At 37.9% G+C, this 26,885-nt stretch carries 27 protein-coding genes and 1 riboswitch; of the genes, 14 read left to right on the forward strand and 13 right to left on the reverse strand.

Features of this window, described 5'->3' with window-relative positions; genetic code table 11:
• Positions 1–190 precede the first annotated feature (190 nt).
• Positions 191–1,348 carry an exonuclease SbcCD subunit D gene (locus ADM90_RS13600; protein ID WP_053995506.1) on the forward strand — a complete coding sequence of 386 codons (1,158 nt, stop codon included), beginning with the start codon at positions 191–193 and terminating at the stop codon, positions 1,346–1,348.
• Positions 1,345–4,425, forward strand: coding sequence for an AAA family ATPase (locus ADM90_RS13605; RefSeq protein ID WP_053995507.1), 3,081 nt, complete (start codon positions 1,345–1,347; stop codon positions 4,423–4,425). The genes ADM90_RS13600 and ADM90_RS13605 overlap by 4 nt, the downstream gene beginning before the upstream one ends.
• Before the next feature lie 37 nt (positions 4,426–4,462).
• Here ADM90_RS13605 and ADM90_RS25360 read toward each other — a convergent pair whose 3' ends face one another.
• On the reverse strand, positions 4,463–4,585 hold the full coding sequence (locus ADM90_RS25360) for a hypothetical protein (RefSeq protein ID WP_268766633.1): 123 nt from the start codon (positions 4,583–4,585) through the stop codon (positions 4,463–4,465).
• Between the two features lie 55 nt (positions 4,586–4,640).
• Positions 4,641–4,961, reverse strand: a complete 321-nt coding sequence (locus ADM90_RS13610; RefSeq protein ID WP_053995508.1) for a DUF4870 domain-containing protein — start codon at positions 4,959–4,961, stop codon at positions 4,641–4,643.
• A gap of 127 nt (positions 4,962–5,088) precedes the next feature.
• A riboswitch (TPP riboswitch) is annotated at positions 5,089–5,196 on the forward strand.
• A gap of 124 nt (positions 5,197–5,320) precedes the next feature.
• On the opposite strand from ADM90_RS13610, the gene thiT reads away from it, so the two are divergent.
• The gene (thiT, locus tag ADM90_RS13615; RefSeq protein ID WP_053995509.1) at positions 5,321–5,875 is read left to right on the forward strand and encodes an energy-coupled thiamine transporter ThiT; all 555 of its coding nucleotides are present in this window, start codon (positions 5,321–5,323) and stop codon (positions 5,873–5,875) included.
• Between the two features lie 399 nt (positions 5,876–6,274).
• Entirely contained in the window at positions 6,275–7,030 is a 756-nt protein-coding gene (gene map, locus ADM90_RS13620; protein ID WP_053995510.1) for a type I methionyl aminopeptidase, read from the forward strand.
• Positions 7,031–7,058: 28 nt separating this feature from the next.
• On the opposite strand, the gene ADM90_RS13625 is transcribed toward map, so the two are convergent.
• Complete coding sequence (locus tag ADM90_RS13625) at positions 7,059–7,772, reverse strand: hypothetical protein (RefSeq protein ID WP_053995511.1); 714 nt, start codon at positions 7,770–7,772, stop codon at positions 7,059–7,061.
• A gap of 189 nt (positions 7,773–7,961) precedes the next feature.
• Here ADM90_RS13625 and ADM90_RS13630 point away from each other — a divergent pair, with 189 nt between their 5' ends.
• Together ADM90_RS13630 and ADM90_RS13635 are read left to right on the forward strand one after the other, a co-directional pair.
• Positions 7,962–8,786: a polyphosphate kinase 2 family protein gene (locus ADM90_RS13630; protein ID WP_053995512.1), complete on the forward strand. Its 825-nt coding sequence runs from the start codon at positions 7,962–7,964 to the stop codon at positions 8,784–8,786.
• A gap of 148 nt (positions 8,787–8,934) precedes the next feature.
• Positions 8,935–9,522 (forward strand): GNAT family N-acetyltransferase, encoded by a 588-nt coding sequence (locus ADM90_RS13635; protein ID WP_053995513.1) that lies wholly within the window; start codon positions 8,935–8,937, stop codon positions 9,520–9,522.
• Between the two features lie 50 nt (positions 9,523–9,572).
• On the opposite strand, the gene ADM90_RS13640 is transcribed toward ADM90_RS13635, so the two are convergent.
• The 3 genes from ADM90_RS13640 to ADM90_RS13645 all read right to left on the reverse strand — a co-directional run bounded on the left by ADM90_RS13640 (position 9,573) and on the right by ADM90_RS13645 (position 12,010).
• A complete protein-coding gene (locus ADM90_RS13640) occupies positions 9,573–10,142 on the reverse strand; it encodes a beta-class carbonic anhydrase (RefSeq protein WP_053995514.1) in 570 nt (189 codons plus the stop codon).
• A 352-nt stretch (positions 10,143–10,494) separates the two neighbouring features.
• Positions 10,495–10,629, reverse strand: coding sequence for a hypothetical protein (locus tag ADM90_RS25365; RefSeq protein WP_268766634.1), 135 nt, complete (start codon positions 10,627–10,629; stop codon positions 10,495–10,497).
• A 139-nt stretch (positions 10,630–10,768) separates the two neighbouring features.
• Entirely contained in the window at positions 10,769–12,010 is a 1,242-nt protein-coding gene (locus ADM90_RS13645; protein WP_053995515.1) for an aminopeptidase, read from the reverse strand.
• Positions 12,011–12,200: 190 nt separating this feature from the next.
• Here ADM90_RS13645 and motA point away from each other — a divergent pair, with 190 nt between their 5' ends.
• Both motA and motB read left to right on the forward strand, forming a co-directional pair.
• On the forward strand, positions 12,201–12,986 hold the full coding sequence (gene motA, locus ADM90_RS13650) for a flagellar motor stator protein MotA (protein WP_053995516.1): 786 nt from the start codon (positions 12,201–12,203) through the stop codon (positions 12,984–12,986).
• 2 nt (positions 12,987–12,988) lie between these two features.
• Positions 12,989–13,753, forward strand: a complete 765-nt coding sequence (gene motB, locus ADM90_RS13655) for a flagellar motor protein MotB (RefSeq protein ID WP_053995517.1) — start codon at positions 12,989–12,991, stop codon at positions 13,751–13,753.
• Positions 13,754–13,806: 53 nt separating this feature from the next.
• Here the strand turns inward: motB and ADM90_RS13660 are convergent, their stop codons facing one another.
• Complete coding sequence (locus ADM90_RS13660; protein WP_053995518.1) at positions 13,807–14,028, reverse strand: DUF1128 domain-containing protein; 222 nt, start codon at positions 14,026–14,028, stop codon at positions 13,807–13,809.
• Positions 14,029–14,205: 177 nt separating this feature from the next.
• On the opposite strand from ADM90_RS13660, the gene ADM90_RS13665 reads away from it, so the two are divergent.
• The gene (locus ADM90_RS13665; RefSeq protein ID WP_053995519.1) at positions 14,206–14,532 is read left to right on the forward strand and encodes a hypothetical protein; all 327 of its coding nucleotides are present in this window, start codon (positions 14,206–14,208) and stop codon (positions 14,530–14,532) included.
• 24 nt (positions 14,533–14,556) lie between these two features.
• Positions 14,557–15,474, forward strand: a complete 918-nt coding sequence (locus ADM90_RS13670; RefSeq protein WP_053995520.1) for a YihY/virulence factor BrkB family protein — start codon at positions 14,557–14,559, stop codon at positions 15,472–15,474.
• Between the two features lie 46 nt (positions 15,475–15,520).
• Here ADM90_RS13670 and ADM90_RS13675 read toward each other — a convergent pair whose 3' ends face one another.
• Entirely contained in the window at positions 15,521–17,425 is a 1,905-nt protein-coding gene (locus ADM90_RS13675) for a heavy metal translocating P-type ATPase (protein WP_053995521.1), read from the reverse strand.
• A 264-nt stretch (positions 17,426–17,689) separates the two neighbouring features.
• Entirely contained in the window at positions 17,690–19,228 is a 1,539-nt protein-coding gene (locus tag ADM90_RS13680) for a fumarate hydratase (RefSeq protein WP_053995522.1), read from the reverse strand.
• Between the two features lie 228 nt (positions 19,229–19,456).
• Between ADM90_RS13680 and ADM90_RS13685 the strand changes: the two genes are divergently transcribed.
• Positions 19,457–20,260 carry a YwqG family protein gene (locus tag ADM90_RS13685; protein ID WP_053995523.1) on the forward strand — a complete coding sequence of 268 codons (804 nt, stop codon included), beginning with the start codon at positions 19,457–19,459 and terminating at the stop codon, positions 20,258–20,260.
• Positions 20,261–20,303: 43 nt separating this feature from the next.
• Here ADM90_RS13685 and ADM90_RS13690 read toward each other — a convergent pair whose 3' ends face one another.
• Positions 20,304–20,489: an SE1561 family protein gene (locus tag ADM90_RS13690; RefSeq protein WP_036123069.1), complete on the reverse strand. Its 186-nt coding sequence runs from the start codon at positions 20,487–20,489 to the stop codon at positions 20,304–20,306.
• A 370-nt stretch (positions 20,490–20,859) separates the two neighbouring features.
• On the opposite strand from ADM90_RS13690, the gene ADM90_RS13695 reads away from it, so the two are divergent.
• From ADM90_RS13695 to ADM90_RS13705, 3 genes are all read left to right on the forward strand, one after another.
• Positions 20,860–22,035 (forward strand): MFS transporter, encoded by a 1,176-nt coding sequence (locus ADM90_RS13695; protein WP_053995524.1) that lies wholly within the window; start codon positions 20,860–20,862, stop codon positions 22,033–22,035.
• Positions 22,036–22,338: 303 nt separating this feature from the next.
• Entirely contained in the window at positions 22,339–22,599 is a 261-nt protein-coding gene (locus ADM90_RS13700) for a hypothetical protein (RefSeq protein WP_083448554.1), read from the forward strand.
• A gap of 114 nt (positions 22,600–22,713) precedes the next feature.
• On the forward strand, positions 22,714–22,905 hold the full coding sequence (locus ADM90_RS13705; protein ID WP_053995525.1) for a hypothetical protein: 192 nt from the start codon (positions 22,714–22,716) through the stop codon (positions 22,903–22,905).
• Positions 22,906–23,620: 715 nt separating this feature from the next.
• Here the strand turns inward: ADM90_RS13705 and rlmD are convergent.
• The 3 genes from rlmD to ADM90_RS13720 are packed head-to-tail and all read right to left on the reverse strand — an operon-like array spanning position 23,621 to position 26,821.
• Positions 23,621–24,997, reverse strand: a complete 1,377-nt coding sequence (rlmD, locus tag ADM90_RS13710) for a 23S rRNA (uracil(1939)-C(5))-methyltransferase RlmD (RefSeq protein WP_083448555.1) — start codon at positions 24,995–24,997, stop codon at positions 23,621–23,623.
• Between the two features lie 37 nt (positions 24,998–25,034).
• Positions 25,035–25,859, reverse strand: a complete 825-nt coding sequence (locus ADM90_RS13715) for a polysaccharide deacetylase family protein (protein WP_053995526.1) — start codon at positions 25,857–25,859, stop codon at positions 25,035–25,037.
• Between the two features lie 56 nt (positions 25,860–25,915).
• Positions 25,916–26,821, reverse strand: coding sequence for a TIGR01777 family oxidoreductase (locus tag ADM90_RS13720; RefSeq protein ID WP_053995527.1), 906 nt, complete (start codon positions 26,819–26,821; stop codon positions 25,916–25,918).
• Positions 26,822–26,885: the final 64 nt, after the last annotated feature.

Raw genomic sequence — 26,885 nt, forward strand, 5'->3', positions numbered from 1 at the left:
TATAGGATGCTTTTTATGGTGGATAGAGGTCAAAAAGTGGAGGATAAATTTGAAGCGGCGATAGAATTGTAAGAAGTAGCAGGTAGAGCTCCAGAAGTGACGGATAAAATGAGCAAAGTAACAAATAGAACGCCCGAAATAACGGATAGCACTAGATATGTCATAATAAAAGAACAGGAGGTACAAAACAATGAAAATATTTCATACGGCTGATTGGCATTTAGGAAAGCTTGTTCAAGGTGTCTATATGACAGAGGATCAACAGTATATTTTACAGCAATTTATACAAGCGATCGATGAGGAACAACCAGATGTGATTATAATTGCAGGTGATTTATATGATCGTTCAATGCCTCCCATTGAGGCGGTCAATTTACTGAATGATGTTTTAGCAGAAATTATATTAGAGAAAGGGATTCCTGTGTTAGCTGTTGCAGGGAACCATGATAGTGCAGGGCGTTTAAATTTTGGTAGTCGTTTAATGCGTAATAGTGGTTTATATATCAAGGGGCAATTTACAAAGGAGCATACACCTATTCTGATCAATGATGACTATGGGGAGGTACATTTTCATCTTGTACCATATGCAGAGCCAGCAGCGATTCGTAGTATTTTAGGGGATGAAACAATCCGCTCCCATCAAGAGGCGATGCAAAAAATCATTGAGCATATTACTAAAGAAATGGATACAAGTAAACGTCATGTTTTTATTGGACATGCCTTTGTCACAAAGTATGGCGCAGAAGAAGCGAATACAAGTGATTCAGAGCGCCCACTATCAATAGGAGGCTCAGACTGCATAGATGCTGCTTTATTTAAGCCCTTTCACTATACAGCTCTTGGACATTTACATAAGGCGCATTTTGTATTAAATGAAACGATCCGCTATGCAGGCTCACCATTAAAATATTCATTATCCGAGCATTTGCATGAAAAAGGCTTTTTAGTCATTGATTTAGATGAGCAGGGGAATTGCTCAGTAATGAAAAGAAAGCTTGTGCCACGAAGAGATTTACGTGTAGTGGAAGGACAATTAGAAGATTTATTAAAGCTACCACCAAGTGATGACTATATATTTGTAAGATTAACAGATACAGCGCCTGTTTCATCTCCAATGGAACGTATTCGTACGGTTTTTCCTTATGCCATGCATATTGAGCGCAAAATAATACGGCAGGAAATCCCCCATGCAATACAGGCGATTGAAAGCGAAGAACGCCAGGATATTGATTTATTCCGTTCATTTTTTACAGATATTATAGGGATACAGCCTGATGAGGATACGGAGCGTCTATTTACAGAAATGCTACAGGAATTACTAGATGAGGAGCGAGAAACAGTAAAATGAAGCCATTAAAGTTAACAATTACTGCATTCGGTCCATATAAAAATACAGAAGTAATTGATTTTCAGCAGTTGGGAGAGTACAGATTATTTGCAATTTCTGGCAAAACAGGTGCTGGGAAAACAACTATTTTTGATGCAATTTGTTATGCACTATATGGGGCAGGTAGTGGGGAAGACCGTCAAGATACAGCTTTGCTACGAAGCGGCTTTGCCGATGATGATATTTATACAGCTGTAGAACTGCTATTTGAAATGCATGGAAAAGTCTATCAAATATTGCGTCAGCCAGGGCATATAAAGCAAAAAAATAAAACAGTGACAGGCAAGAAAATAGAGCTAGCACAAATAAAAGATGGCAAGCTGGATTATAGTATCGTTGAGAAGCAGCAAACGCTCGAGGTTGATAAAAAGCTGCAAGAAATTATCGGTTTAACAAAGGATCAATTTAGCCAAATTGTGATGCTGCCACAAGGAGAATTTCGCAAGCTACTAACATCTGATTCTACTAATAAAGAAATTATTTTACGCAAAATCTTTAAAACAGATCGCTTCGGTATGATGACTAAAAAGCTTGATGCTAAACGCAAAGAGGTAGAAGGTGATCTTGAGCGTGCTAAACAATTAAAAGAACATCTGCTTGGTCAAATTGCTGGCGCTCTTCCACACCGTAACTCCTCTTTATTTGCACAGCTAGCTAACAATACGGAAAATATGCACCAGCTCAAGCAAGCACTTCAGGAGGAGCTAGTGTACTATACACAATGTATAGAAATTGAACAACAGCATTATCAGGAAGCCTATAAACGTCATCAACAAGAACAGGAAGCTTATCGCTTAGCTAAAACGTTAAATGAACAATTTAATGAACAGGCTCATCGTCAGCAACAGCTAGAAATATTGCTGAAGGAGCAGGACCTCTATCGTGCAAAGGAGCAAGAAATTACTTTAGCTGAACAGGCAGAGCGACTTGTACTGCTGGAACAACAATGTATGGACTTACAGGCTGAACACCGTGTAAAAGAGCAAACGTATCAACAAGCGCAGGATAAACAGCAGCAAGCGATTAAACTACTGCAACAAGCACAGGAAAAATATGCAGTGGAGGAGGCAAAGGAAACTGAGCGCCAGCAAATTTTGCAGCAGGAATTACAGCTACAAGCATTATTACCAAAATTCGAAGCTTATGAAGACAATGTACAGCAGCTACAAATTGCAGCACAATATGTTGAAACAGCAAAGCAAGCAGTAGCAGATAATCATGCGCTATTAGAGAAGGAGCGAGTGCAATTACAGCAGCTTTCACAAACCATCGAGCATCTTGAACAGCAGATTGAGCCCTATGAAGGCTATTTAGAGCAATTACCAAGGCTACGTGAGCAGGTCGCTTTAGTAAAGCAAGTTGAGAAATATACAAAGACAGTTGAGCTAGCCCAGCAGGACATGGACATTTTCAACACCCGCTATCAGCAAAGTAAACAAGCTCTTCAACAGATGGAGCAGCAATGGCTGACAAGTCAGGCTAGTATATTGGCTGAACAGCTAAAGGATGGAGAGCCTTGTCCTGTTTGTGGCAGTACAACCCATGCTCAAACAAATCATCAGCAATTGGTGGTGATTGAATTAACGCAGGTAGAAGCATTACGAGCAAAGGCTTCTTCAGATGAGCGTATGTATTTAGAGAAAGAAGCATTTTTTACTTCCACACAACAGCTTCTTCAGGAGGCGCAGCAGCAGCTAATAGCTAATTCAATAAAGCAGGAGGAGCAAGTAGAAATTGTTGCATCCTTACAGCATATTGAGCAGGAGATTACAAACTTAAAAATTATTAATCAGCAGCTAGCAGATAAGCGACTGGAACTAAAAAATCAGCGTCATAAACTAGAGCAGCTACAGCATAAGCAAGTAGAGCTAGAGCAATATTTAGCAGAGCATATGAAGGAATGGACAAAACTACAAGCGGTTGTAGAGGAGCAACACAAGCAAATTCCAGCAAATCTACCAACATTCCAGCAACTAAAGCAAGCACTTACGGATACCCGTCAAGAAAAAATGCAGCTTCAACAACGCTGGCAGGAGAGTCAGCAATATTTACAGACAGCCAAGGAAGCTGCAAGTAATACAAATATCGCGGTAGAAATGGCGCAGCAAGCTGTTGAGGAAGCACAGCGAAAAATAACTGCTAAGCAAGAGCAATTTTCAGAAAGCATTCGGGAAGTAGGCTTTGCTAGTTATGTGGATTACAAGGCGGCTAAACGAAGCAGTATGGAGCTAGAGGCCCTACGTCAGGCATGTAGCGATTATTTTTTACAAGTACACACTTTGAACATCCAAATTAAGGAGGGTGCTAAGCATCTTCAAGGAAAAGAGAAGCAGGATTTAGCGTCTATGGAGGCAAAGGTGGAAAGCTACCGTATTGCCTATGAAGAAGCCTTTACACGTCTGCAACAGCTAAGGGACTTTGCAAAATTGTGCCAAGCCTTTATGGAAAAGGTAGAGGAAGCAACAAAAGAGCTTCGTTCACTTGAGCAAGAGGCAGGACGAGTAAAGGAGCTCTATGGACTGTTAAATGGACAAAATTCGAAAAAGTTATCCTTTGAACGTTATATTCAAATTAATTATTTAGATAAAATTACAGAAGCGGCAAATATGCGCCTTTCTCATTTATCGAATGGTCAATTTGAGCTAAGACGCTCGGATAGGCTTGAGAAGCATGCGAAGCAAAGCGGGCTTGGCTTAGATGTCTATGATGCTTATACAGATCAGTTACGAGATGTTAAAACATTATCAGGTGGAGAGAAGTTTAATGCTTCCTTAAGTCTCGCTTTGGGGATGGCTGATGTGATCCAAAGCTTCCAAGGCAATGTTCATATTGAAACAATGTTTATTGATGAGGGCTTTGGCTCACTTGATGAGGAGTCATTAAATAAAGCGATTGATACATTAATTGATTTACAAGATTCAGGCCGTATGATTGGCGTTATTTCGCACGTTCCTGAGTTAAAATCTGCTATGCCAGCAGTCTTACATGTTGAGAAAACATTAAATGGGCATAGCCAAACATATTTTGAAGTAAAGTAATGAAAAAAGGGTGGCTCAAAATTCCTGAGCCCACCTTTTATTTTGTACGAGGCGGCGTTTTAGGCATTGTTCCTTTCTTTGAGGCCATGACTTTTTTTACAATAGGTATCACAATAGGTGCTAATTTTACTGCGGTTTTCACAACGTTCGATACTTTCATTTAAAAACAGCTCCTTTTATTTTTATTACTACCTGTTTATTCTCCGATTAAAACATTAACGAATCACGCGAACGGCCTGTACAATATTCCAAATCACAATGCCAATTGATACGATGGTATAAATAGCAAACGATGTAAGCCAAATAATAAGAAACGTATTTCCTGATGCTGGATCCAAACGAAATGTAGAAAAAATAAAGACAATAAAGAATAGTATTCCAAAAACAACAGGAATTAAATGCGAAATAAGTGCGCGAATAGCATGGCTTTTTACATCACGATCTTTAGCAACAAGGTAAACAATTAATGGCACAATAAAAGGGGCAAAGAAAATACTGAGATAGCTAAAGGCAGATAAAATTTTAGGGTTCTCCATAGTTGTTCCTCCTTTTTTAATATTTACGCATGAAAAATAGTAAAGTTTCAAAAAATCATGTGTGGAAGAGGTTGTCATCTTAACGACGTTTGCGTACAATAAAGATGTTCAAAAAAAATTCAGATGTAATGACCACAAGGGGAGCTGATGATGTCAGCTGAGACTGGGCACGTAATGCCTTGACTCTTTGAACCTGTAAGTTAACACTTGCGTAGGGATGTGGATAGAAACCGACACTTGTATGATGTGAGGCTCTGTCCTGACATCATTTTTTTATTCTAAGATGTCAGTAAGAGGCACATGTATGTATTTCTATTCCTGCTCTTGTATCCTACATCGGAACAAAGGAGAGAATATTTATGGACAAAGAAAGATTAATGATGCTTGTGGAGATTGCAATATTTGCTGCGATTGGCCTTGTGCTGGATCAAATCTCCTTTAAAGTATGGGCACAAGGTGGCTCTGTTAGTCTTGTTATGGTGCCTATTGTCCTCATTGCATTTCGCTGGGGCATAGTAGCTGGACTTACAACAGGGTTACTCGTAGGTGTGATGCAGACAATGTTTGGCGCTTTTATTGTACACTGGCTTCAGGGGCTATTGGATTATGGTGTTGCTTTTACCGTTGTGGGGCTAGCGGCATTCGCACGGCGACCATTACTCGAGGCTGCTAAACATAGTAATAAAGCAAAAATGGCACGTTATATTATAATAGGTACTGTGTTTGCGGGCTTTTTACGTTATGCAGCGCATACTTGTGCAGGCGCAGTGTTTTTTGCAGAATATGCAGGTGATCAAAACGCATGGCTCTATTCCATTATCTATAATGGTACATACATGCTGCCTGCCACAATTTTAACGGTAATTATTAGTGTATTAGTCTTTACAGCCGCACCACAATTATTACGCCGTTAATTAATTTTATTTATCAATATAAAATCCCACAAAAAAGTTGATGTAGTACTTTTTGTGGGATTTTTACTAGATAATTGTATGCAAAAATATTTTTCCTTCGTATGTAACGCATAAGAGGAGCAACTAGCCTTTACAATACTACGATCACATTATCTAATAAAACAATAGACTATAATCGTGAAAATAATAAGGCTATAGATTGTTTGACAATAAGAAAACCTTGTATTGCTGGGAAAATTAACGGCAACCAAAGTTGAATGTAATGACTATGACTAAAAGCCAAATGTCCCTCCTGTGTCATTCCATCCAGCATACAATATTTCAAGCGTTTTGAGTTCTATGCTTAGCAAGTTATGTTATAGTTAAGGGTAGACATTTAACAGGAAAGGATCGTTAAAGATGATTGTAAAAACGCAAGAGGAGCTTGAAGCTTTTAAAAAAATTGGACGCATTTGTGCTGAAATTCGTGAAGCCATGAAGGCAGCTACAAAACCAGGTGTGACAACGCTTGAGCTGGATGAAATGGCAGGACGTATGTTTGCAGAGGCAGGCGCTATTTCTGGACCAAAGGGAGAGTATGATTTCCCGGGCTATACTTGTATAAGCGTCAATGAGGAAGTGGCACATGGTATTCCAGGAAAACGTGTCATTAAAGAAGGGGATATCGTGAATATTGATGTGTCTGGCTCTTTAAATGGCTACTTTGCGGATACGGGTATTTCATTTGTAGTAGGTGATGGCTATGAGGACAAAGAAAAACTATGCCGTGTTGCCAAAAGTGCTTTTGAGCGTGCAATGACAAAGGTAAAAGCTGGCTCTAAACTAAATCAAATTGGGAAAGCCGTTGAGCGTGAGGCGAATGCTAATGGCTTAACGGTTATTATGAATTTAACAGGACATGGCCTAGGGCAATCTTTACACGATGAGCCAAATCATATTTTAAACTATTATGATGCGTGGGATTCTACAATTATGAAGGAAGGTATGGTGCTTGCGGTGGAGCCGTTTATTTCAGCAAAAGCAGAGCATATTGTAGAAGCTGGCGATGGCTGGACATTTGTGACGCCTGATAAATCACTTGTTGCTCAAATTGAACATTCCATCATTGTAACAAAAGATAAACCAATTATTTTAACATCATTAGATGAGGAATAATAGAGCTGCAAAAAATCCTACCTACCAATTATTTTTGGTGAGCAGGATTTTTTTTCATAAATAAAATGCCAACAAAGAGGACACCACATAAAAATAAGGCAGCTGTAGTAACAAGTAACTCATCAAAACCATTATGTAAGGCGATACCTATGTAAGCCCAAATAAAAACACTCGGATAGATCCTATCAAAGTGATGGAAGCGAATATGTAGTGCAATTGCTCCACCTAATGTCAGTAATATCACTGCCCAAAGAGGGGTGCTCAAACCAAAGCCATTCCAGCCATAAGCCGTTAACGTAAAGCTAGTATTTGTGATAAAGGTAATTGTTGCCCATGCAAAATAAATAGCAAAGGGAAACCTACCAGACGCTGATTGATCATTAAGAGGGTACGAGTTATACAACATAAATACATACAATACTAATAATAATGTGATACCAAGAGAAACAATAAATAGCTCATGATGCCATACATAGATCGTTAATGCTTGCAATATATTTATGCAGCTAAAGAGTGCAGTTTGCTTCATAGATGTCTTTTTCATGTTCATGGCTAACCAATAACCAAGGAATAGGTAAATAACAATCCAAATTACATAGCTTATATTCATAGGTGCAAATATAACTGAAAAACGATTAGCAATTTCGAGCGAAGTTTGACCGTTTATATGCATAAAAAAGGATGCAAAGGTTAGGATAAGTGAGACAATATAGGATATTGTCATCAATATAAACTGAGGCATGTTTTCCTCTCCCTTCGAGTTAGATTGTATAGGGAAAGACAAATATGTATAGCTGCTGTCACTTTTTCTATTATAGCGGAAATTTCCAACAATGTATCGTGTTGTTTTCTTTATATTTCACATGTTAGTAGGCATCCATATATTTCTTTAGTACAATAAAATTATCCAAATAAAAGGAGTGAAGCTTATATGGCACAAAACTTGAAAAATCTTGATCTCTCCATTGAACTAGATAAAAAGATGTATAAAAAGAAATTGAAGGTACTGCAATATGAAATGCTGAATGCACAGCAATTTTTATTAAAAAATAAAATTGGTTTAATTTTAGTATTTGAGGGCTTGGATGCGGCTGGTAAAGGGGGCGCTATTAAACGCCTGGTTGAACGCATTGATCCACGAGGTTATGTTGTACACCCTATTTCAGCTCCACAGCCCCATGAATTACGCTACAATTATTTACATCGATTCTGGAGAAAATTACCACAGCATGGACAAGTGGCAATTTTTGACCGCTCTTGGTATGGACGCGTGTTAGTAGAACGGATTGAAGGATTTGCAACAAAGGATGAGTGGTCTCGTGCGTATGAAGAGATTAATAATTTCGAGGAAACGCTGACTGCAGGAGATTACATAATTATTAAGTTTTGGCTGCATGTTTCAGATGAAGAGCAATTGAAGCGTTTTACAGAACGTGAAGCGAATCCTTATAAGGCTTGGAAATTAACAGATGAGGATTGGAGAAATCGAGAAAAAACACCACAGTATATTGAAGCAGCAAATGAAATGCTTGAAAAAACAGATAAGCAAAATGCTCCGTGGATTTTAGTTGCTGGAGATGATAAAAAATATGCACGCATCCATGTGCTGCAAGAAACAATTGCCCATATTGAACGAGAGGCACAAAAGCGTGGTCTGCATTTAACAAATGTATTAGACAATGGGCAAGCACAGCATATTGAATCCTCCAGTCAAGAGGCTGTCCAAGAGAAGAAAGAGAAACAAAAAGTAAAATAGGGCATTGGTGCTGCTGTAACAATAAAACATAAGCTGTTTTAGTTGTAGCGGCATCTTTTTTTACATACAATAATGCAAGAAGCAGAGTGAGGGTTTATATTACCGATAAACGCATAAGATAGATTGATTGGAAGGCTAGTGTGGAGAAATGGTGCTTAAAATTTGGAATTTATTAAGAAAAAAGGGTGGGAATGTGGTCACAATTCAGGGGGAAAAATGCTATATCCGCACATTCCAAGAAAAAGATGCACGAAGTTTAATGGGGCTCGTCAGTCGCAATAAATACTTTTGGTCGATATATGAGCCACTACAAAGACCTGAATACTATACAGTTGACGCACAGTATAAAAAAATTCAAGAAAGCTTATATTTAATGGAGTCAAAGCGAGAATTTACATTCGGTATCTTTGAGTATGGCACAAATAACTTGATAGGACATATTGCCCTTTATGCCGTAAAACGTTTACCGTACTCAAGTGCATTTGTTGGATATGCTATGGATGAACTGTATATAGGAAAGGGAATTGTTACAGAGGCGGTGAATATGGTAGTCCAATTTGCATTCGATCAAATTGGTCTGCATCGAGTAGAAGCCTATGTGTCCACACAAAATATGGCTTCTATACGTGTTTTAGAGAAGTCAGGGTTCCAACAGGAAGGCCTTTTAAGAAAGCTTTTATATATTAATGGTCAATGGGTAGACCATTATATGTATGCACGTTTAGAGGACGCATAGCAGAGGAAGTGCCTATCTTTCAGAGCGAAGGATAGGCACTGTTTTATTCATTATTTCAATTCTTTCGTACCATCTTCAATGACATCAAGTCGACCTGTATTAGGGTCAATGATTAAGCCATGCACAGGTACATTTTTAACCATTAATGGATGATTGCGAATAGTGTCCACGCTTTTCTTAACACTTGTTGCTACATCACCAAAACCGCGTAAAAAATCTTTTAAGTCGAAACCAGAGTATTCTAACATTTTAATTGTTTCTGGATCCACACCTCTAGCAACCATTTCACTAAGCATTGCTTCAGGATCAACTGCACTCATACCACAGTCATAATGCCCTACCACATATACTTCATCTGCTTGTAGGCCATAGACAGCAACCAGTAAACTACGCATAACTGCACCAAAAGGATGACTCACTAAGGCGCCAGCACTTTTCACGATTTTAACATCGCCATTACGTAAATTCATGGCTTTTGGTAAAAGCTCTACAAGACGAGTATCCATGCAAGATAAAACAACAATATGTTTATCAGGATATTTCGTTGTAATAAATGGTTCATATTTTTTTTCTTGTACAAACTCTTTGTTAAACGCTAAAATATCTTGTAACATTGTCATGAAGATTGCTCCCTTCCTTACAAAAATATTGTAGAGGAAAATGTTCGAGATGCAAACAATAAAGACGTTATTTACATAAATTTTATAATAAAAACAGCAGTTCGCTGCACTTTCACATCTATTTACAATGAGCAAAATTCGAAACAATATGCCCATTCTGCTAATATATAGAAGCGCTTTCCACAGACTCGGGCATGGTTGTAAAATTGCTCTACAACGCAAGTAAGGTGGACAGGAGCTCTCTCATCAACGCGACAAGCTAGTCTTTCTCTTCTTCATCCTTGAAAAATAAAAAAATAGACAAAATCGAAAAAATCGACTTTGTCTACAGCTTAACAGCTACTTTTTTAGATTAGTATTTATTATCTGGTTTTGGGTCTACAGTTACTGAAGACTTACCATCTAAACCTACTTGTAGGTAATGGATGAAGAATCCAGTACCAATCAATAGAACTGCTGAAAAACCAAGTACTGTTGTAATGAACATGATTAGAGCCCCTCTCTACTTAAATAATCTACTAAATACCCTGATTTAATTATACAATAGGTTTCTAGGAAAATCTAAGGATAATTTATGACAACCATAACATACCTGACCTAGAATATGATTAGTAGAAATGGATGATTTAGAATGCCCAATTCCCATTGCGGAATATCGGTTCTTTTTGCTGATCGTGAGTGATACCATCTATATTCATGGTATTTGATCCAATCATAAAGTCGACATGTGTTAAGCTTTGGTTAAGACCATTCATCATTAATTCTTCAGGAGTCATCTCTTTACCACCTTCAATACAAAATGCATAGGCTCTGCCAATGGCTAAATGATTTGAGGCATTTTCGTCAAATAATGTATTGTAAAATAATAAATTAGCTTGTGAGATAGGCGAGTGGTGTGGTACTAATGCAACTTCACCAAGATAACGGGCCCCCTCATCTGTTTCAATAAGCGCTGTTAAAATTTCTTGTCCTTGTTCCGCTTTAACAGCGATAATACGGCCCTCTTTAAATGTTATTGTGAAATTGTCTATAATCGTGCCGCCATAGCTTAAAGGCTTAGTGCTGGATACATAACCATTCACACCTGTTTTTAACGGTGCTGTAAAAATCTCCTCTGTTGGCATATTTGCCATAAATGTTTGACCTTGCTTGTTCACACTGCTGCCACCTGCCCAGATATGCTGTATCGGTAAGTCAATGATGAGATCTGTGCCTGGAGCTGTGTAGTGTAGTGCTTTATATTGCTTATTATTTAGGTAATTGGCTCTATCTTGTAATTCTTTGTCATGTGCTTGCCAAGCTTCAACAGAATGTTCAACATTGATACGCGTTGCTGCAAAGATGGCTTCCCATAATGCGTCAACTTGTTGCGCTTCAGGCAAATGAGGGAAAACCTTTTCTGCCCAAGCTTTGGATGGCGCCGCAATGACCGACCAGCTAAATTTATCTGCCTGTAGCCATTGATAATAATTCGCTAATGCTTTACCAGATGCTTTTTGAAATGCCATAATCTTATTGGGCTCTATCCCTTTTAATAAATCTGGATTTTGTGAGCTAATACTTAAGAAAGCAGCTCCATGCTCAGCTAACCATTCACGTTCTTGTACTTTCCATGGAGGGAAAAAATCAAATGAATCTTTTGGAGCATCTTCATAACGCGCACGCACACATTCATCATCGGTTAGGTCCATAAATACTTGTTTTGCACCATTTTTATAGGCCATTTTAGTAATTATTTGCGCCAGTTTTAAGTTATCAGTCGAACAGCTTATATAGAGGTACTGGCCTTTTTGAATATTTACTCCTATTTTTAGTGCTAATTCAGCATATTTTGATAATTTTGTATCAAATGATAATAACAAAATCATATCTCCCTTCAAATTAAGAAAATTTAATGTAGTATTCTTAATTCAATATAATCAAATATGGTTGGAATGTGAATAAAAAGCATATATAGCATCGAAAAATTAATCAAATACATTTATACTAGAACTAGAGATTTTAAAATATGGAAATACAGACGAAATTAAGAATAGTAGTAGATTTGGAGGTTCTAAAATGGATATATCAACAGTTGTAGGGTTAATATTAGCGTTTGTAGCATTATTAACCGGGATGGTCATGAAGGGAGTAAGTTTAGGTGCCTTTTATAACCCAGCGGCCATTCTAATCATTATTGTTGGTACAATTGCAGCAGTAACAATCGCGGTTCCTATGAAAGAGTTGAAGCGTGTACCGAAGCTTTTTAAAATTTTAATGCAAGAAACAAAATTAGCAGATGATGTTGAGCTGATTAAGATGTTTTCACAATGGGCGGATTTAGCTAGACGTGAAGGCTTACTAGCATTAGAAAGTAAATCCTCAGAGATTGAAGACCCATTTTTAAAAAATGGACTGACATTAGCCATTGATGGACAAAATGCCGATTATATTCGTGACGTCTTAACAGAGGAAGTGGAGGCAATGGAAGAGCGTCATTCAGGTGGTGCTGCCATTTTCACTCAGGCTGGTGCATATGCCCCAACTTTAGGGGTACTTGGTGCAGTTGTAGGGTTAATTGCCGCATTATCGGATATGAATGATATTGAAAAGTTAGGTCATGCGATTTCTGCTGCCTTTATGGCAACACTCCTAGGGATTTTTACAGGATATGTCTTATGGCATCCATTCGCAAATAAACTAAAGCGTAAATCAGTGATAGAAGTAAAGCAAAAAAGATTGATGATTGAGGGTATTCTATCGGTTTTAGAGGGAGAAGCTCCACGTGTTATTGAACAAAAATTATCATCTTACTTAACGATGGAGGAGCGTCGTAAAGTGACAGGCGGAAATGAGGGTGAATAACGGTGGCAAAGAGACGTAAAAAGCATAAGCATGAGGATCATGTGGATGAGTCCTGGCTTGTTCCTTATGCAGATATTTTAACACTTTTACTTGCGTTGTTTATCGTACTTTTCGCATCTAGTTCTGTTGATCAGGAAAAGTTAGCGAAAATGTCAGAGGTATTTAATCAGGTATTTGATGGTGGAACAGGTTTTTTAGACCAGCCAGCTCCTATATCAGATCCTAATGCTACGAGTACCGAGGTACAAAGTCAAAATTCAGCCTATTTAAAGGATCAGCAAGAGTTAGCAGCCATTAAAGATAGCGTAGATAACTTTATTGCTGTTAATGAAATGGAGGATCAATTTGCGACAGAAATGACAGCTGAGGGCTTACTTGTGACTATTCGTGATAGTATTTTATTTGATTCAGGACAAGCAAGTATTAAGCCAGAATATATTCCTATTGCGAAAGAGCTTGCGGATGTTTTAGTATCCAACCCACCACGTAATATTATTATTACGGGGCATACAGATAATGTTCCTGTGGGTCCTAATTTTTCATCGAACTTAGAGCTATCATTAATGCGTGCATCAAAGTTTTATATGGTTTTATTGGACGGTAACCCTCAGTTAAAGTCTGGCAATATTAGTGCGAGGGGATATGGTGAGGACCGTGCGATTGCACCGAATGATACAGCAGAGGGGCGTGCGAAGAATCGCCGTGTAGAGGTGTTAATTCAACCATTAGTGACAGAGGATGGTTCGGAAGCAACGAATACTCAATAATATAAAAGCTATTAGCATGAGACATCAGTCTTTCGCTAATAGCTTTTCATGCCTTATTTGCGTAAAGAGCCTAATTCAGCAACAATTGCTTGCATTTCACTTGGGCTAAATGTTTCTCTTTTCATCACCATTTCATATAAGTACACTAAATCTTCATAATTTGCTTCATCAAAATTTTCCGATTTCATGGCATCCACATTCACCATACGAAGCTTATCCTTCATTTGTTCAACCATATAGATAACATTTTCTTTAGATGGAATTGATAAATTCATTTTTTACCCTACCTTTCGTACTCATCGTACATATCATTTCACTGAATATAAAAAATGTCAATTGCGTATTTGGGCATCGCTTTAAAAATAATCTGTTATTGGGTAGAATAAATGCAGTAAGCTGTTTATTTATGAAATAGTAGGGAATATGCAATTATACAAGCAGGAGGTTTTACTATGGGTCAAAGTAAATTATTGGTTTCAATTGTAGCTGGTGCAGCGGTTGGTGCTGCATTAAGTATGTTTGATCGTACTACTCGTGAAAAAACAATTGCCTCAACCAAAAAAATGAAGGAAGCCATCTCATATTATGCAGCAAATCGTGAAGAACTGCAGGTCCTTGTTGAGGAAAAGGTATTAGCTGCGAAGGGTCTTTATGAAACTGTATCAGATAATGTTAATATGATCACTGAAAAAGTAGAAGAATTTAAAGATGTGCCCTCTACCATACAAGGGATGATTGATGACACGAAATCAGCCTTTACTCTACCTGATAAGGAGTAATGGCAGCTTTAGGAGGAAAGTCTTATGGAGAAGAAAAAAGCGAAAATGCATCATACGCTTGGGCTTGTTAAATCGTTTGTCTCACCTGATGAGGAAACGATTGATATTATGACTTCCAAAGGTTTTGTCCAAGATTTAATTAGTAGGCTAAAGCGAGTAGATATATCTGCACTTGCTGCACAATTGGCTTATTTCTTTTTGCTATCATTCTTTCCTTTACTTATTTTCTTGGTTACGTTATTGCCCTATTTGAACTTAGAAACAACACAGGTATATGCATTTTTAGTAAACATCTTGCCAGATGAAGTGTATCGTCTTATTGAGAATACGTTAAATGAAATTTTAACAAATCGTAATAGTAGTTTATTATCGATTGGGGTTCTAGGTACAATCTGGTCTGCCTCGAAAGGGATTAATGCATTGATTAGAGCCTTAAATAAAGCCTATGATACAGAAAGTCGAGCAGGTATATTTGATAGAGGCTTGTCTCTAGTTTTTACAATAGCGCTTGTTATCGTTATTGCAGTGGCTCTCTTATTACCTGTCTTTGGACAACAAATTGGGCATTTTTTATTTTCAATTGTTGGAATAGAGGAGCAATTTGCCTCCATTTGGCATAATTTGCGATGGTCGATGCCACCATTACTAATCTTTATTGTTTTAATGGGCATGTACTGGTTTGTCCCAAATACAAGTCCGCGCTTAAAAATAATGGGTGTCTGGCCTGGAGCTATGTTTGCTACACTTGCATGGCTAGCAGTCACATATGGCTTCTCATTCTATATTAATAATTTTGGAAATTACTCTGCTACATATGGTAGTATAGGTGGCGTTATTATTTTAATGCTATGGCTGTACTTCACAGGTATTATTTTAATATTTGGTGGAGTATTAAATGCTACCATGCAGAAACGAGCGTTACAAAAGGAAAAAATAGACTAACTTCAACAGCCTCGCTTTTCTATAACGAAGCGAGGCTGTTTGGTGTTTAGATATTTTTATTGAGCATACGTAAGCCATTTAAAATTACAAGAATGGTGCTACCTTCATGTCCGATTACACCTAAAGGTAGATCAACAATCTGTAAGAAGTTAGACGCTATTAGTAAAACAATCACACCTATGGAAAAGAAAATGTTTTGCTTAACTATACGCTGCATTTTGCGAGATAGCCGTACAGCATAGGCAATTTTCGATAGATCATTTTTCATTAAGACAACATCGGCTGTTTCTAGGGCAACATCAGTCCCTTCGCCCATTGCAATACCAGTTGTTGCAGTAGCTAAGGCAGGAGCATCATTAATGCCATCGCCCACCATTCCTACAAATTGATGCTGTGTAAGCAGACGCTTCATCTCTGTTACCTTTGTTTCAGGGAGACATTCAGCAACATATTCCGTCACGCCAGCTTCTTTGGCAATTGCTTTTGCTGTTTTTTCATTGTCGCCTGTTAACATAACAACTTGAATACCAAGCTCTTTTAATAAAGACACCGCTTTTTTAGCTTCATTGCGCACAATATCCTTTAAGGCAATTAATGCAACAATGCCATTGGCGTCACGAATAAAAATAACGGTTTTTCCTTCCTCTGTTAGGGAGGTTGCAGCACCATCTGCAAACTCATGGGCAAGCTGTGTACCAACAAAGTTAGGTTTACCAATTTGATATTCTTTCTTATCAATTATTCCTTTAATACCCCAGCCAGGAATATCCTCAATGGCTGCCTGTGGAAAAGCTGTAATTCCCTGTGCTTTGGCATAGGCAGTAATAGCTTGTGCTAATGGATGATTTGATTGTGCTTCAATTCCTGCAATAATGGCTAATGTTGCCTGACGCTCTAATCCATCACGAATAATAAAATCTGTTACAACAGGCTTTCCCTGTGTTAATGTCCCTGTTTTATCAACGGCTAAGGCACGTAAAACACTAAGATGTTCTAAATGCAAGCCACCTTTAAATAGTAAGCCATTTTTTGCACCGTTTGAAATAGCTGCGAGTGTAGCAGGCATAATGGATGCTACAAGGGCGCAAGGAGATGCTACAACTAATAGCACCATTGCTCGATAAAAGGTTGTTGTCCAATCCCAGCCGAGCAAGAAGTGGGGAAGAAACATCATAATAGCAACACCAAGTAAAACAAATTTTACATAAGTGCCTTCAAACTTTTCAATAAACTGTTGTGAAGGTGATTTTTCACTTTGTGCGCTTTGCACAAGCTGGATAATTTTTTGAAACAATGTTTCTGAATTTGGCTTTGTCATTTCAATTGTAATAGCACCATTTAGGTTCACTGTTCCTGCAAATACTTCATCACCTTGATATTTTGAAATGGGTAATGCTTCCCCACTAATCGCTGATTCATCAATAGAGGATTGCCCTTTGAAAATAACACCATCTGCTGGAATACGTTCTCCTGGTTTAATCAGTAAATGATCTCCAATTTGTAATGTAGAAACAGCTACCTTCATAGGCTCAAAGCCACCGCGAACTAGCCATGCTTCTTCGGGCTGTAATTTCATAAGTGCTGAGATTTCCCGCTGACTTTTATTCATCGCATATGTTTCGAGAGCGCCACTTACTGCAAAAATAAAAATAAGAATCGCACCCTCTGTCCAATAGCCAATTGCTGCTGAGCCGATTGCCGCTAATACCATCAGTAGCTCAACGTTTAACTTTCGCTCTTCTATTGTTTCTTCAATGCCTTCTTTTGCTTTTGCAAAGCCACCTACACAAAATGCAGTGATGTATAGAAGAACAGAAGCAGTTGTTTGCTCGTTTATATCTAAACGCCAAGCTAGTAAAATAAATACCCCAGCTATAAGAGCTGCAATTAATTCTGCATGTTCTTTTATTTTCTCAATTAAATTAATATTTTCTCGATTAGAATATTCCATTCATTTCCCTCCTGATAATGAAAATCAATATCAAAATATCTATAAATTAGTATTTAGATGTGATGTTTAATTGAAAATGGATTTCAATTACCATCTCCTTTATTTAGAATTATTATAACAAAGGAATTTATAAAAATAAAGTATCAAGTTTGAATGAAATTATTTAGAGAAAATGACAACAGCAAAAAGGCACAGTCTATTCATGTAGAATATTCTGTGCCTATAAAAATTGTGCGGATCAATCCCGCTATTTATAAAGTCAGATTAGAAAACTCTTTCTGCATGTAAAGCAAGTTTTTCTAATGATGATTTATCAACATCTGCATGGAGGGAGTTACCATGTGAGTCCATTGTGACAACTGCTGTAAAGTTTTCAACATTTAAGTGCCACATAGCTTCAGGAATACCAAATTCCATTAAATCCACACCATCTACACCTTTAATACAGTCTGCATAGTATTGTGCTGCTCCACCGATTGCATTCAAGTAAACGCCACCATGTTCATTAAGCGCTTTTAATGTTTTTGGTCCCATTCCACCTTTACCAATAACAGCACGGATACCGAATTTTTTCATGATATCGCCTTGATAAGGTTCTTCACGAATTGAAGTAGTTGGACCAGCAGCTTTTACTGTCCAATTGCCTTCTTCATCCTTAGCCATTACAGGTCCACAATGATAAATAACTTGTCCATTTAAATCAACTGGTGCATCATGGCTCATTAAATGGTGGTGGATGGCGTCACGACCAGTATACATACGACCAGTAATAGCCACAACGTCTCCAACTTTTAGTGAGCGAATTTGTTCTTCTGTAATTGGCGCAGTAAGCTCCACTACATCTGTAGTAGTGTCTTCTGTAGTTGCAGCTACTTCATCCTCTTTAAACGTAATTTTTTCGCCTTCTTGATAATGCCAGTTGATCACTTCACCTGTTTGTGGATTAATATCTACTGCCATACGACGGTAAGCCCAGCAGTTATAAGCGACAGATACATAGAAGGAGGCAGGAATACGATGCATCACGCCAATTTTACAGCCTAGTAATGTTGCTTCACCACCGAAGCCCATTGTACCAATACCAAATGTGTTGGCAGTTTTCACAACATATTCCTCTAATTTTGCAAGATCCGGATTTGGATTTGTATCTTCAACATGACGGAATAATTGTTCTTTTGCTAAATCATAGCCAGAAGAACGGTCTCCACCAATACCTACACCGATGAAGCCAGCTGAACAGCCTTGTCCTTGTGCTTGGTATACAGAGTGTAAAATACATTTGCGGATACCATCTAAGTCACGGCCAGCACGACCAAGTCCATCTAATTCACATGGTAGACTGTATTGGATGTTTTTATTTTCACAGCCGCCACCTTTTAAAATTAACTTAATTGTAATATAGTCCTTTTCCCATTGCTCAAATTTCATAACAGGTACACCGTCGCCTAAGTTATCTCCGCTATTTTGTCCTGTTAAAGAGTCTACAGAGTTTGGACGTAATTTAGCATCTGCTGTTGTAGCTGCAATCGCTTTTTTAATAGCAGCTTTAATTTCTAGTTGGTTAACCCCAACAGGCGTATAGACCTTAAATGTTGGTAAACCTGTGTCTTGACAAATTGGTGACACATTATCTTCTGCCATAATAATATTGTTTGAAATTGTGTCTAAGCTCATTGCTGCACGTGTTCCAGCATTTTCAGCCTCTTTTGCTTTTTTAATAGCACGACGTACATCTTTAGGTAAATTCGTAGATGTTTCAGTAATTAAATCGTAAAGACTTTTCTCCAAGTTTTGTAGATTCATTTGTATTGCCCCCCATAGAAAATTTGATTATTTCCACGTTACATTATACTCTTTTAAACTAATGAAAAAAAGAGTCCTTCTCTGTATCCACTAAATTAAAGCATATCTTAATATAATTTTGCCTTGATTATTATGGTGACAAATAATGTGCTAAATTTATAATAGAAAGTTGAAAGTAAAGAACAAATGTTCTATAATAAAAGAAATCCACGAGTAGGAGGAATTTGTATGACTGCTAAACATTTAGTTGAATTACCAGAAGAATTGGAGCGATACAGATCAATAGTAGAGGAAATGCTAAAGCCTGTTGTCTGGATTGATACGGATGTACGAAAAACAACGTTATTTGAAAGTAAGTTTGCAGGTGACCCCTATTTTCCACTATCAATGGAATATCCTAAAAACAGTAGTGATGGACAGCCATTAAAGCTTCTGGCTCAAATTAACTTTGCACAGCTACCTAAACATCTCCCGAACTTCCCAGAAGAGGGAATATTGCAGTTTTATATTGATGGCTATGATGATGTATTAGGAATGGACTTTGACAATGGACAAAACCAAGAAGGTTTTCGTGTGATTTTCCATGATACGATTGTGCAGGATGAAGCACAACTTATACAGGACTTTTCGTTTATAGAAAATAAGGATGGGGAATTATATTTTCCTGTAGAGCGCGAAATGGCATTAGCCTTCAACGTAGGAATGGAGCCTTTATCAATTAGAGATTTTAGAGGACAAGAGGCTTATGGAACTATTTTAAAAACTTTAGAGGAGGACAGTCAATTAGAGGATGCCTTTTACGAGACTTTGGCTAGTACTGGTCATAAAATAGGTGGCTATCCATTTTTCACACAGGAAGATCCACGAGCATATGGAGATTATCAGGATTCCACTATTTTACTGCTACAAATTGATAGTGTAGGGGATGATATCCTTTGGGGTGATTGCGGTGTTGGTAACTTCTTTATTGGAGTGGAGGAGCTAAAAAATAAAGATTTTAGCAATGTACTATATAATTGGGATTGCTATTAAAAAAACAAACGAGCATACAATGTGCTCGTTTGTTTTTTGTCCATTATTGTTCACGAGCATTAAATTGCTCCATCTTATCCTCTAAATCATCCATCATTTGAATTAAGCGATCAATATCTTCTAATTCAGCTGTTTCAGGATCAAGAGCATCTAGCACCTCTAAAAATATTTCGAGACGCTCTTTTAAATAGGTTACTTGCTGCTTTTTATCAGTGATTGGCTTAGACATTCGTACACCTCATTTCATCCCTTTTATCGTAGCTGATTTAGCCTTAAATTTCAATGATTAGGTAAACATCTAGGTCTAAGAGATTAATTTTAAAAATAAATAGACAGAATATTTACAATATTAAAACCGTATGTTAAAGTTGTTTTAAGATTAAGTAAAGGAGCTGATTGGGAAAAATCATAGGCATACTAATCGGAAAAGGAGGGAGTTTAAACAAGTAATCGGTAATAGCCAAAAGCCGAAATTCGTGTTTATACAATTAAATGAATATAAGTATTAGTTAGGCCTTAGCGTAAAGTCACATGTGGTGAGCGCTAAGGCTTTTTGGTATGCTGTTATTTGAAGGAATGACAGGATGTTGGAGGAAAGAATGACATACTTCTCAGATTACAGCAAAAAAAGATTTATGATTTTAGTGTTGATTGTATCCATATCAGGCTTTTCACAGGGGATGTTACTACCGCTTATATCCATTATTTTTGAACATGATGGTGTATCCTCTACTTTAAATGGCTTACATGCAACGGGTTTATACATAGGAACATTATTAATTTCTCCATTTATTGAGCAACCTTTGCGAAAATGGGGTTATAAACCAATTATTTTAATGGGTGGGGCACTTGTTTTTGTTTCATTATTTGCCTTTCCTTTATGGAAGAGCGTGACTTTTTGGTTTATCTTGCGGTTATTAATAGGCGTAGGGGACAATGCCCTGCATTATGCCACACAAACATGGATTACTAGTACAGCAGACCATCAAAGTCTAGGAAAAGGAATGGCAATCTATGGCTTGTCATTTAGCACAGGCTTTGCTGTGGGACCACTAATGGTAAGACTGATCGAAATTGCTGAGGCATTACCATTTATTGCATCATCTATACTATGTTTGTGTGCATGGTCTTTTGTCTTTTTCTTGAAAAATGAAAAGCCTGAGCGTTTAACAGGTGACTTAAATGCTAGAGGCTGGCAACGCTATAAAAGGGCTATATTATTTGGCTGGCTTGCCTTTTTAGGTCCGTTTGTTTACGGTTTTCTTGAATCCTCATTAAATGCTTTATTCCCTGTTTATGCATTACGTAAGGGTATTGAGGTAGAGATGATTCCAATTATTCTATCGGTTTTTACATTTGGCGGGATTGTGACACAAGTGCCACTCGGTGCATTGGGGGATAAGGTAGGCAGGCGTACTATTTTAATGGTAGGCTCATGTGGGGCAGCAATAATTTTTGGTATTGCCAGCTTTTTAGAGCATTCCCTAATCGCTGTGACTATCGCCTTTTTCCTAGCAGGAACATTGGTCGGTTCCATGTTTTCTTTAGGCATTACCTATATGGCAGATTTAACACCAAAGGAGCTGCTACCTACTGGAAATTTACTGTGTGGTATTGCACTCAGCATTGGTAGTTTAACAGGACCATTTTTAGGCGGGGTTTACTTAGAATTTATTAAAAACTATAGCTTTCTTTTATTAGTGGCACTGCTTTTACTAGCAGTTGCAACGGTATTACTCATATTTGGGCGAACTAAACCCTTACAAGCAAAATAAAAAGAGCGGGGCTCATCTTCCCGCTCATAAAACAAAAAAACGCCCAGCAAATCCGTGCTGTTATGGCGTTTTTTGCGTAACAAGGATGTTCCGTCCAAGTTACATAGGTTTGGCACCTAAACGTTATTATAGCATGTTGTTTTTGAAATAGGTATAATTTTAGAAAAGAAGTATTGAGCAAAGGAGGAAGAAGTATGCAATGGCTTGCGTTATTTGCTATCAAAAGGCTTAGCCTGTAATAATCCATAATGACTCTTGGGGGATTATTGCAGGCTGAGCACGTAACCCAAGGAGTGATAGCAAATGAAACCACATCGCGAAAATCGAAATCGTGCTTACTATCGACATCATCGTAGAAGAGTGATTCAACGAAAATTAAAAATTGCAAAAAGCTATGATTGGCAGTTCCGTTATGCTGGACAGTTAGCAAAGGGCAAAATTCATTGTTCCTGCTGGATGTGTACCCAAAAAACAAAAAGAGACGGCTTTCCACATGGACAAATTAAAAAATTGGCATATATAAGCAGCCAATTAACGGAGTATTGGCAGCATGAAGAAAATTGACAGTGGAAACACTGTCTTTTTATGATTTGTAAGAAAATTTTGATTAAAAAAGTGAATTTTCTCGTGAACTTTTGATATAATAGAAAGGAATACATTTTAAAAGGAGTGTTGCCCATGGTGACCGGTCAGTTAGAGCAGGCTTTCAAATTAGCTGAAAAGCATATGCTCGAAGTTCAAACAATTTTAGATTTAAAAAGGATTATTGCGAAAGAGGTTAATTCATCACCAAGATTGGAGGAAAAGATTCTTCAGTCGATGATTCAGCTTCTTGAGAATAATAAGACATTCTTACAGGAGGCACAGTAATTGGAAAAAATTGAACCATACGAAGATCAAGACACATTTGATTAAAGGCGCTGCTCAACCATTATGATTTGGAGCAGCGCCTTGTTGATTTTTCAAGAGCTTATGTAGCTTATGAGCTCGAAAAGACACTTAGCAACTCCTATTAATTGCCATGGTCACAGTGTGTTACTTTAACGTGGTGAAAAGAAAATCGGAAAAATAGCTGAAGAGTAGAGAATTTTTATTTTAAACGGCGTAAATAAGGTGTATGAAAGAGGATGGAGTAGCAATACATTAATATTTCTGAAAAAAATAGCTTTGTACTCTATGGGTTTAGAAAATTGTTTTTCAAATCGATCTACATATCTTTTAAGAAATTATAGGTAGTTTATCATTTTACCAAATAATCCTATGTGAATTAAAAAACACATTAGTCCTATATGCTGCAAATAGCATTAAGGTAAAATGGAAAATTATAAATTCGATAAATTTTCGGATCAAATTACCACAATAAGTAAAACTCTAAATCGCGGGGAATGACCTTGTATTTAGATACTTATCATTCGTTCAATTTGAATTTTTGAATCTACGAGACATGATGGGACAAAGGTGTACAAACGTGAAAAGTGTCCCCTATAAAATGGACTTTTTTTCAAAGTGTCTAGCATTTAAAGATCACTTCACTTTTTAATCATCCTATAAAAAAACCACCTTATGACAGGTGGTGTTGAAAGCATTATTTTTTTAGAACCATGTTGCAAACGCACTCCACTTGTGCCGTTTGTGCAAACATATCCACTGGCTGAATGTATTCTACCTCATAAAGCTTCGATAATTCATTTAAGTCCTTTGCTAATGTTGAAGGATTACAAGATGTATAAACAAAGCGTTTTGGCTTTAATTTCAAGACAGTGCGGATAAACTCTGGTGCTAAGCCTGTACGTGGTGGGTCTACCGTTATAACATCTGGTGTAAAACCTTCCTTATGCCATTTCGCTAGTACATTTTCTGCTGTCCCGACTGTGTATTTTGTATGCTTAAAGCCATGATTACGAGCATTTTTGCGAGCATCTTGAATGCTTTCAGGAATCACATCCATGCCGCGCACCTCTTTTGCTTGGTCTGCTAGCCATAAGCCAATTGTACCGACACCACAATATGCGTCAACAACGGTTTCATTTCCTGTTAAAGCAGCAGCCTTTTTAATTTCATTGTAAAGATGTACAGTTTGTGTTGGATTGAGCTGGAAGAAGGCACGCGCTGATAAATCAAAGGCTAATTCGCCAAGCTCCTCATGAATCGTTTCCTTCCCGTCAAGCACAATGGTTTCATCACCAAAAATTAAAGACGTTTTCTCACGATTAATATTTTGCGCAATCGACACAATGCTTGGGTCGATTTTTTTAATGCGCGCAATCAGCTCCGCTACATGAGGGATTTCCTTGCGCGTCGTCACAAGAACAACTTGTGTTTCACCAGTACGAATACCTGTACGAACAACAATCGTACGCACTAAACCATTTAGCGTACGACCATCATAGATCGTAATATTGAGCTTCTGTAAAATTTTTCGTGTAGCCACCGTAATTTTCGAAGTCATCGGATGTTGGACAAGGCAATCGTTAATATTGAGTAGTTGATTGCTGCCTTCTGCAAATAAACCAGCATAGACACGTTTACCTTCTTTGCGCACTTGGAATTGGCTTTTATTACGATAATACCAAGGGTTTTCCATGCCAAGGGTTTTACGCACCTCAACTGTTTCGGCTAAAGGCTTGGCATAGCGCTCTAATGCTTGCATCACAATATCACGCTTTTCGATAAGCTGTTTGCCATAGGTCATATGCTGAAGCTGACAGCCACCACATTCATTGTATACTGGACAAGGGGCCTCCTGACGATACTTGGAGGCTTTACGAATCGTTAAAATTTCTGCTTCTGCAAAATTTCGCTGTGTTTTCGTTACTTGAGCTGTGATCTCTTCTCCAGGAATAGCTCCTTTTACAAATACGACATTGCGTTTATAAAATCCTACACCTTCCCCATTAATACCTAGCCTTTTTATTGTTAGTGGGAATTTTTGTCCCACGGTCATTGTTGTTTGTTGTGTCAAACATTCCACGTCCCTGCTTTATAATGTCATCTCCCCATTATAACGAAGGAGCAGACGATTGCAAAGCAACAGGGAAATCTTCATATTCTAATACTAAATCGTCAAGCGATAAGAAAGTATAACCTTGCTTTTTAGCTTCTGCAATAAACATTGGTAATGCTTCTGCATTATCCTGTGCTACTGTATGCATTAAAATAACAGCACCTGGATGCAATTGCTCCATCAGTGCATTATAGGCATAATCTGCACCACGACGTTCATCCTTCATCCAATCCTTGAAGGCAACAGACCAAAAAATATGACGGTAGCCTTCTGCATTACCAACCTCTAATACTTTGGCATTAAAAATTCCCTCAGGGGGGCGTGCATAGGTTGTGCGATCAATACCCGTTAATTCACGTAACTTCCCATCAAATTTGCGCCATTCTGCACGCATACCGTCTGGTGAAAGGCGAGCCATATTAGGGTGACCATATGAATGATTGCCAATGGTATGACCATCGCTTACCATACGCTTTACTAAATCACTAGCGCTTTCTAAATAATGACCTGTTAAAAAGAACGTGGCTGGTACATTTTCCTTTTTTAACGTATCCAAAATACTTTCAGTAAAGCCGTTTTCATAGCCATTATCAAATGTTAAATAGGCAATTTTTTTATCGGATTTCCCTTTATAAATAGCACCATATTTGTCAAGCAATTGGTCAAGCTGTGCGCCAGCTTCTGCCTGCTCCCCATTTTTAGCACGTTTAAAGCCCCAATGGTGTTCGTCAGAGCCAGCAGCAAAATACGGATTAAAGCTAATACCCGCGGCAATAATAAAAGTAGCAATTACCGCACCTATAATATGTTGTTTCCACATAAAAACGCATCCTTTCTTTTTCAGTAGGATGCGTCATATCTCTATAAATTATCCAGCTAATTTTTTATAATAAGGTCTTCAAGAGCTTGCTTTAAATAAGGGAACATAAATGGAAAATGATACTTTTCTAAAACAGTTGGCTGCACATGCTGTCCTTCTAATACAAGTGTGCTTTGTTCACCAAGTGCTAAGCGCATGGCGATGCTTGGGACAGGTAGCCAATGACGTCTATTCATTACCCCTGCAATTGTTTGTCCAAATTCTTTCATGTTGACTGCATGGGGAGCTGTAACATTAAAGGGTCCATGCATACTGTCAGTTGTTAGTGCAAAGTCAATAGCACGGGCGACATCGTCAATATGTATCCATGATAGCCATTGCTGACCTGAACCGACTGTGCCACCTATACGCATTTTGTAAGGGAGGAGCATAGGCGGAAGTGCTCCATTATCGCGCCCTAAAATAACACCAAAGCGTGCGAGTGCCACACGAACACCTAATGATTGTGCACGCATTGCATGACGTTCCCAATCATAAACAGTTGTGCCTAAAAAATCAGTTGCATAATCATTAAACTCTTCATGATAGATAGCCTCTGTAGACGCTGGGTAAATTCCTACTGCACTAGCATTGATAAGCACTTTAGGCTTTGTTGTAAGTGTTTCCATTATACGAACGATTTCAAGTGTTGCATTCATTCGACTCCAATAAATCGCCTTCTTTTTCTTGTTTGTCCAACGTCCGCTGTTTAATGAAATGCCGGCTAAATTGACAAAAGCATCAGCACCTTCTAATGCTTGTGCTGGCTGCGATTCAGGGTGCAGCCATTGGATATAGTGAATACCATCTTTAATGCTTGATGGCTGGCGTGTTAAAATAAACAGCTCATGCCCATTTTCCTGTAATAGCTTGATCAGTGCACTGCCAACAAAGCCTGTACCACCGGCAATAACGATTTTCATAAGAAGCACCTCATTTCCCATCAAATAAAAACGCTTTATTATTTAAGTTTACCATTTAATGAAA

Source organism: Lysinibacillus macroides (assembly GCF_001281525.1).
Lineage (GTDB): Bacteria > Bacillota > Bacilli > Bacillales_A > Planococcaceae > Lysinibacillus > Lysinibacillus macroides.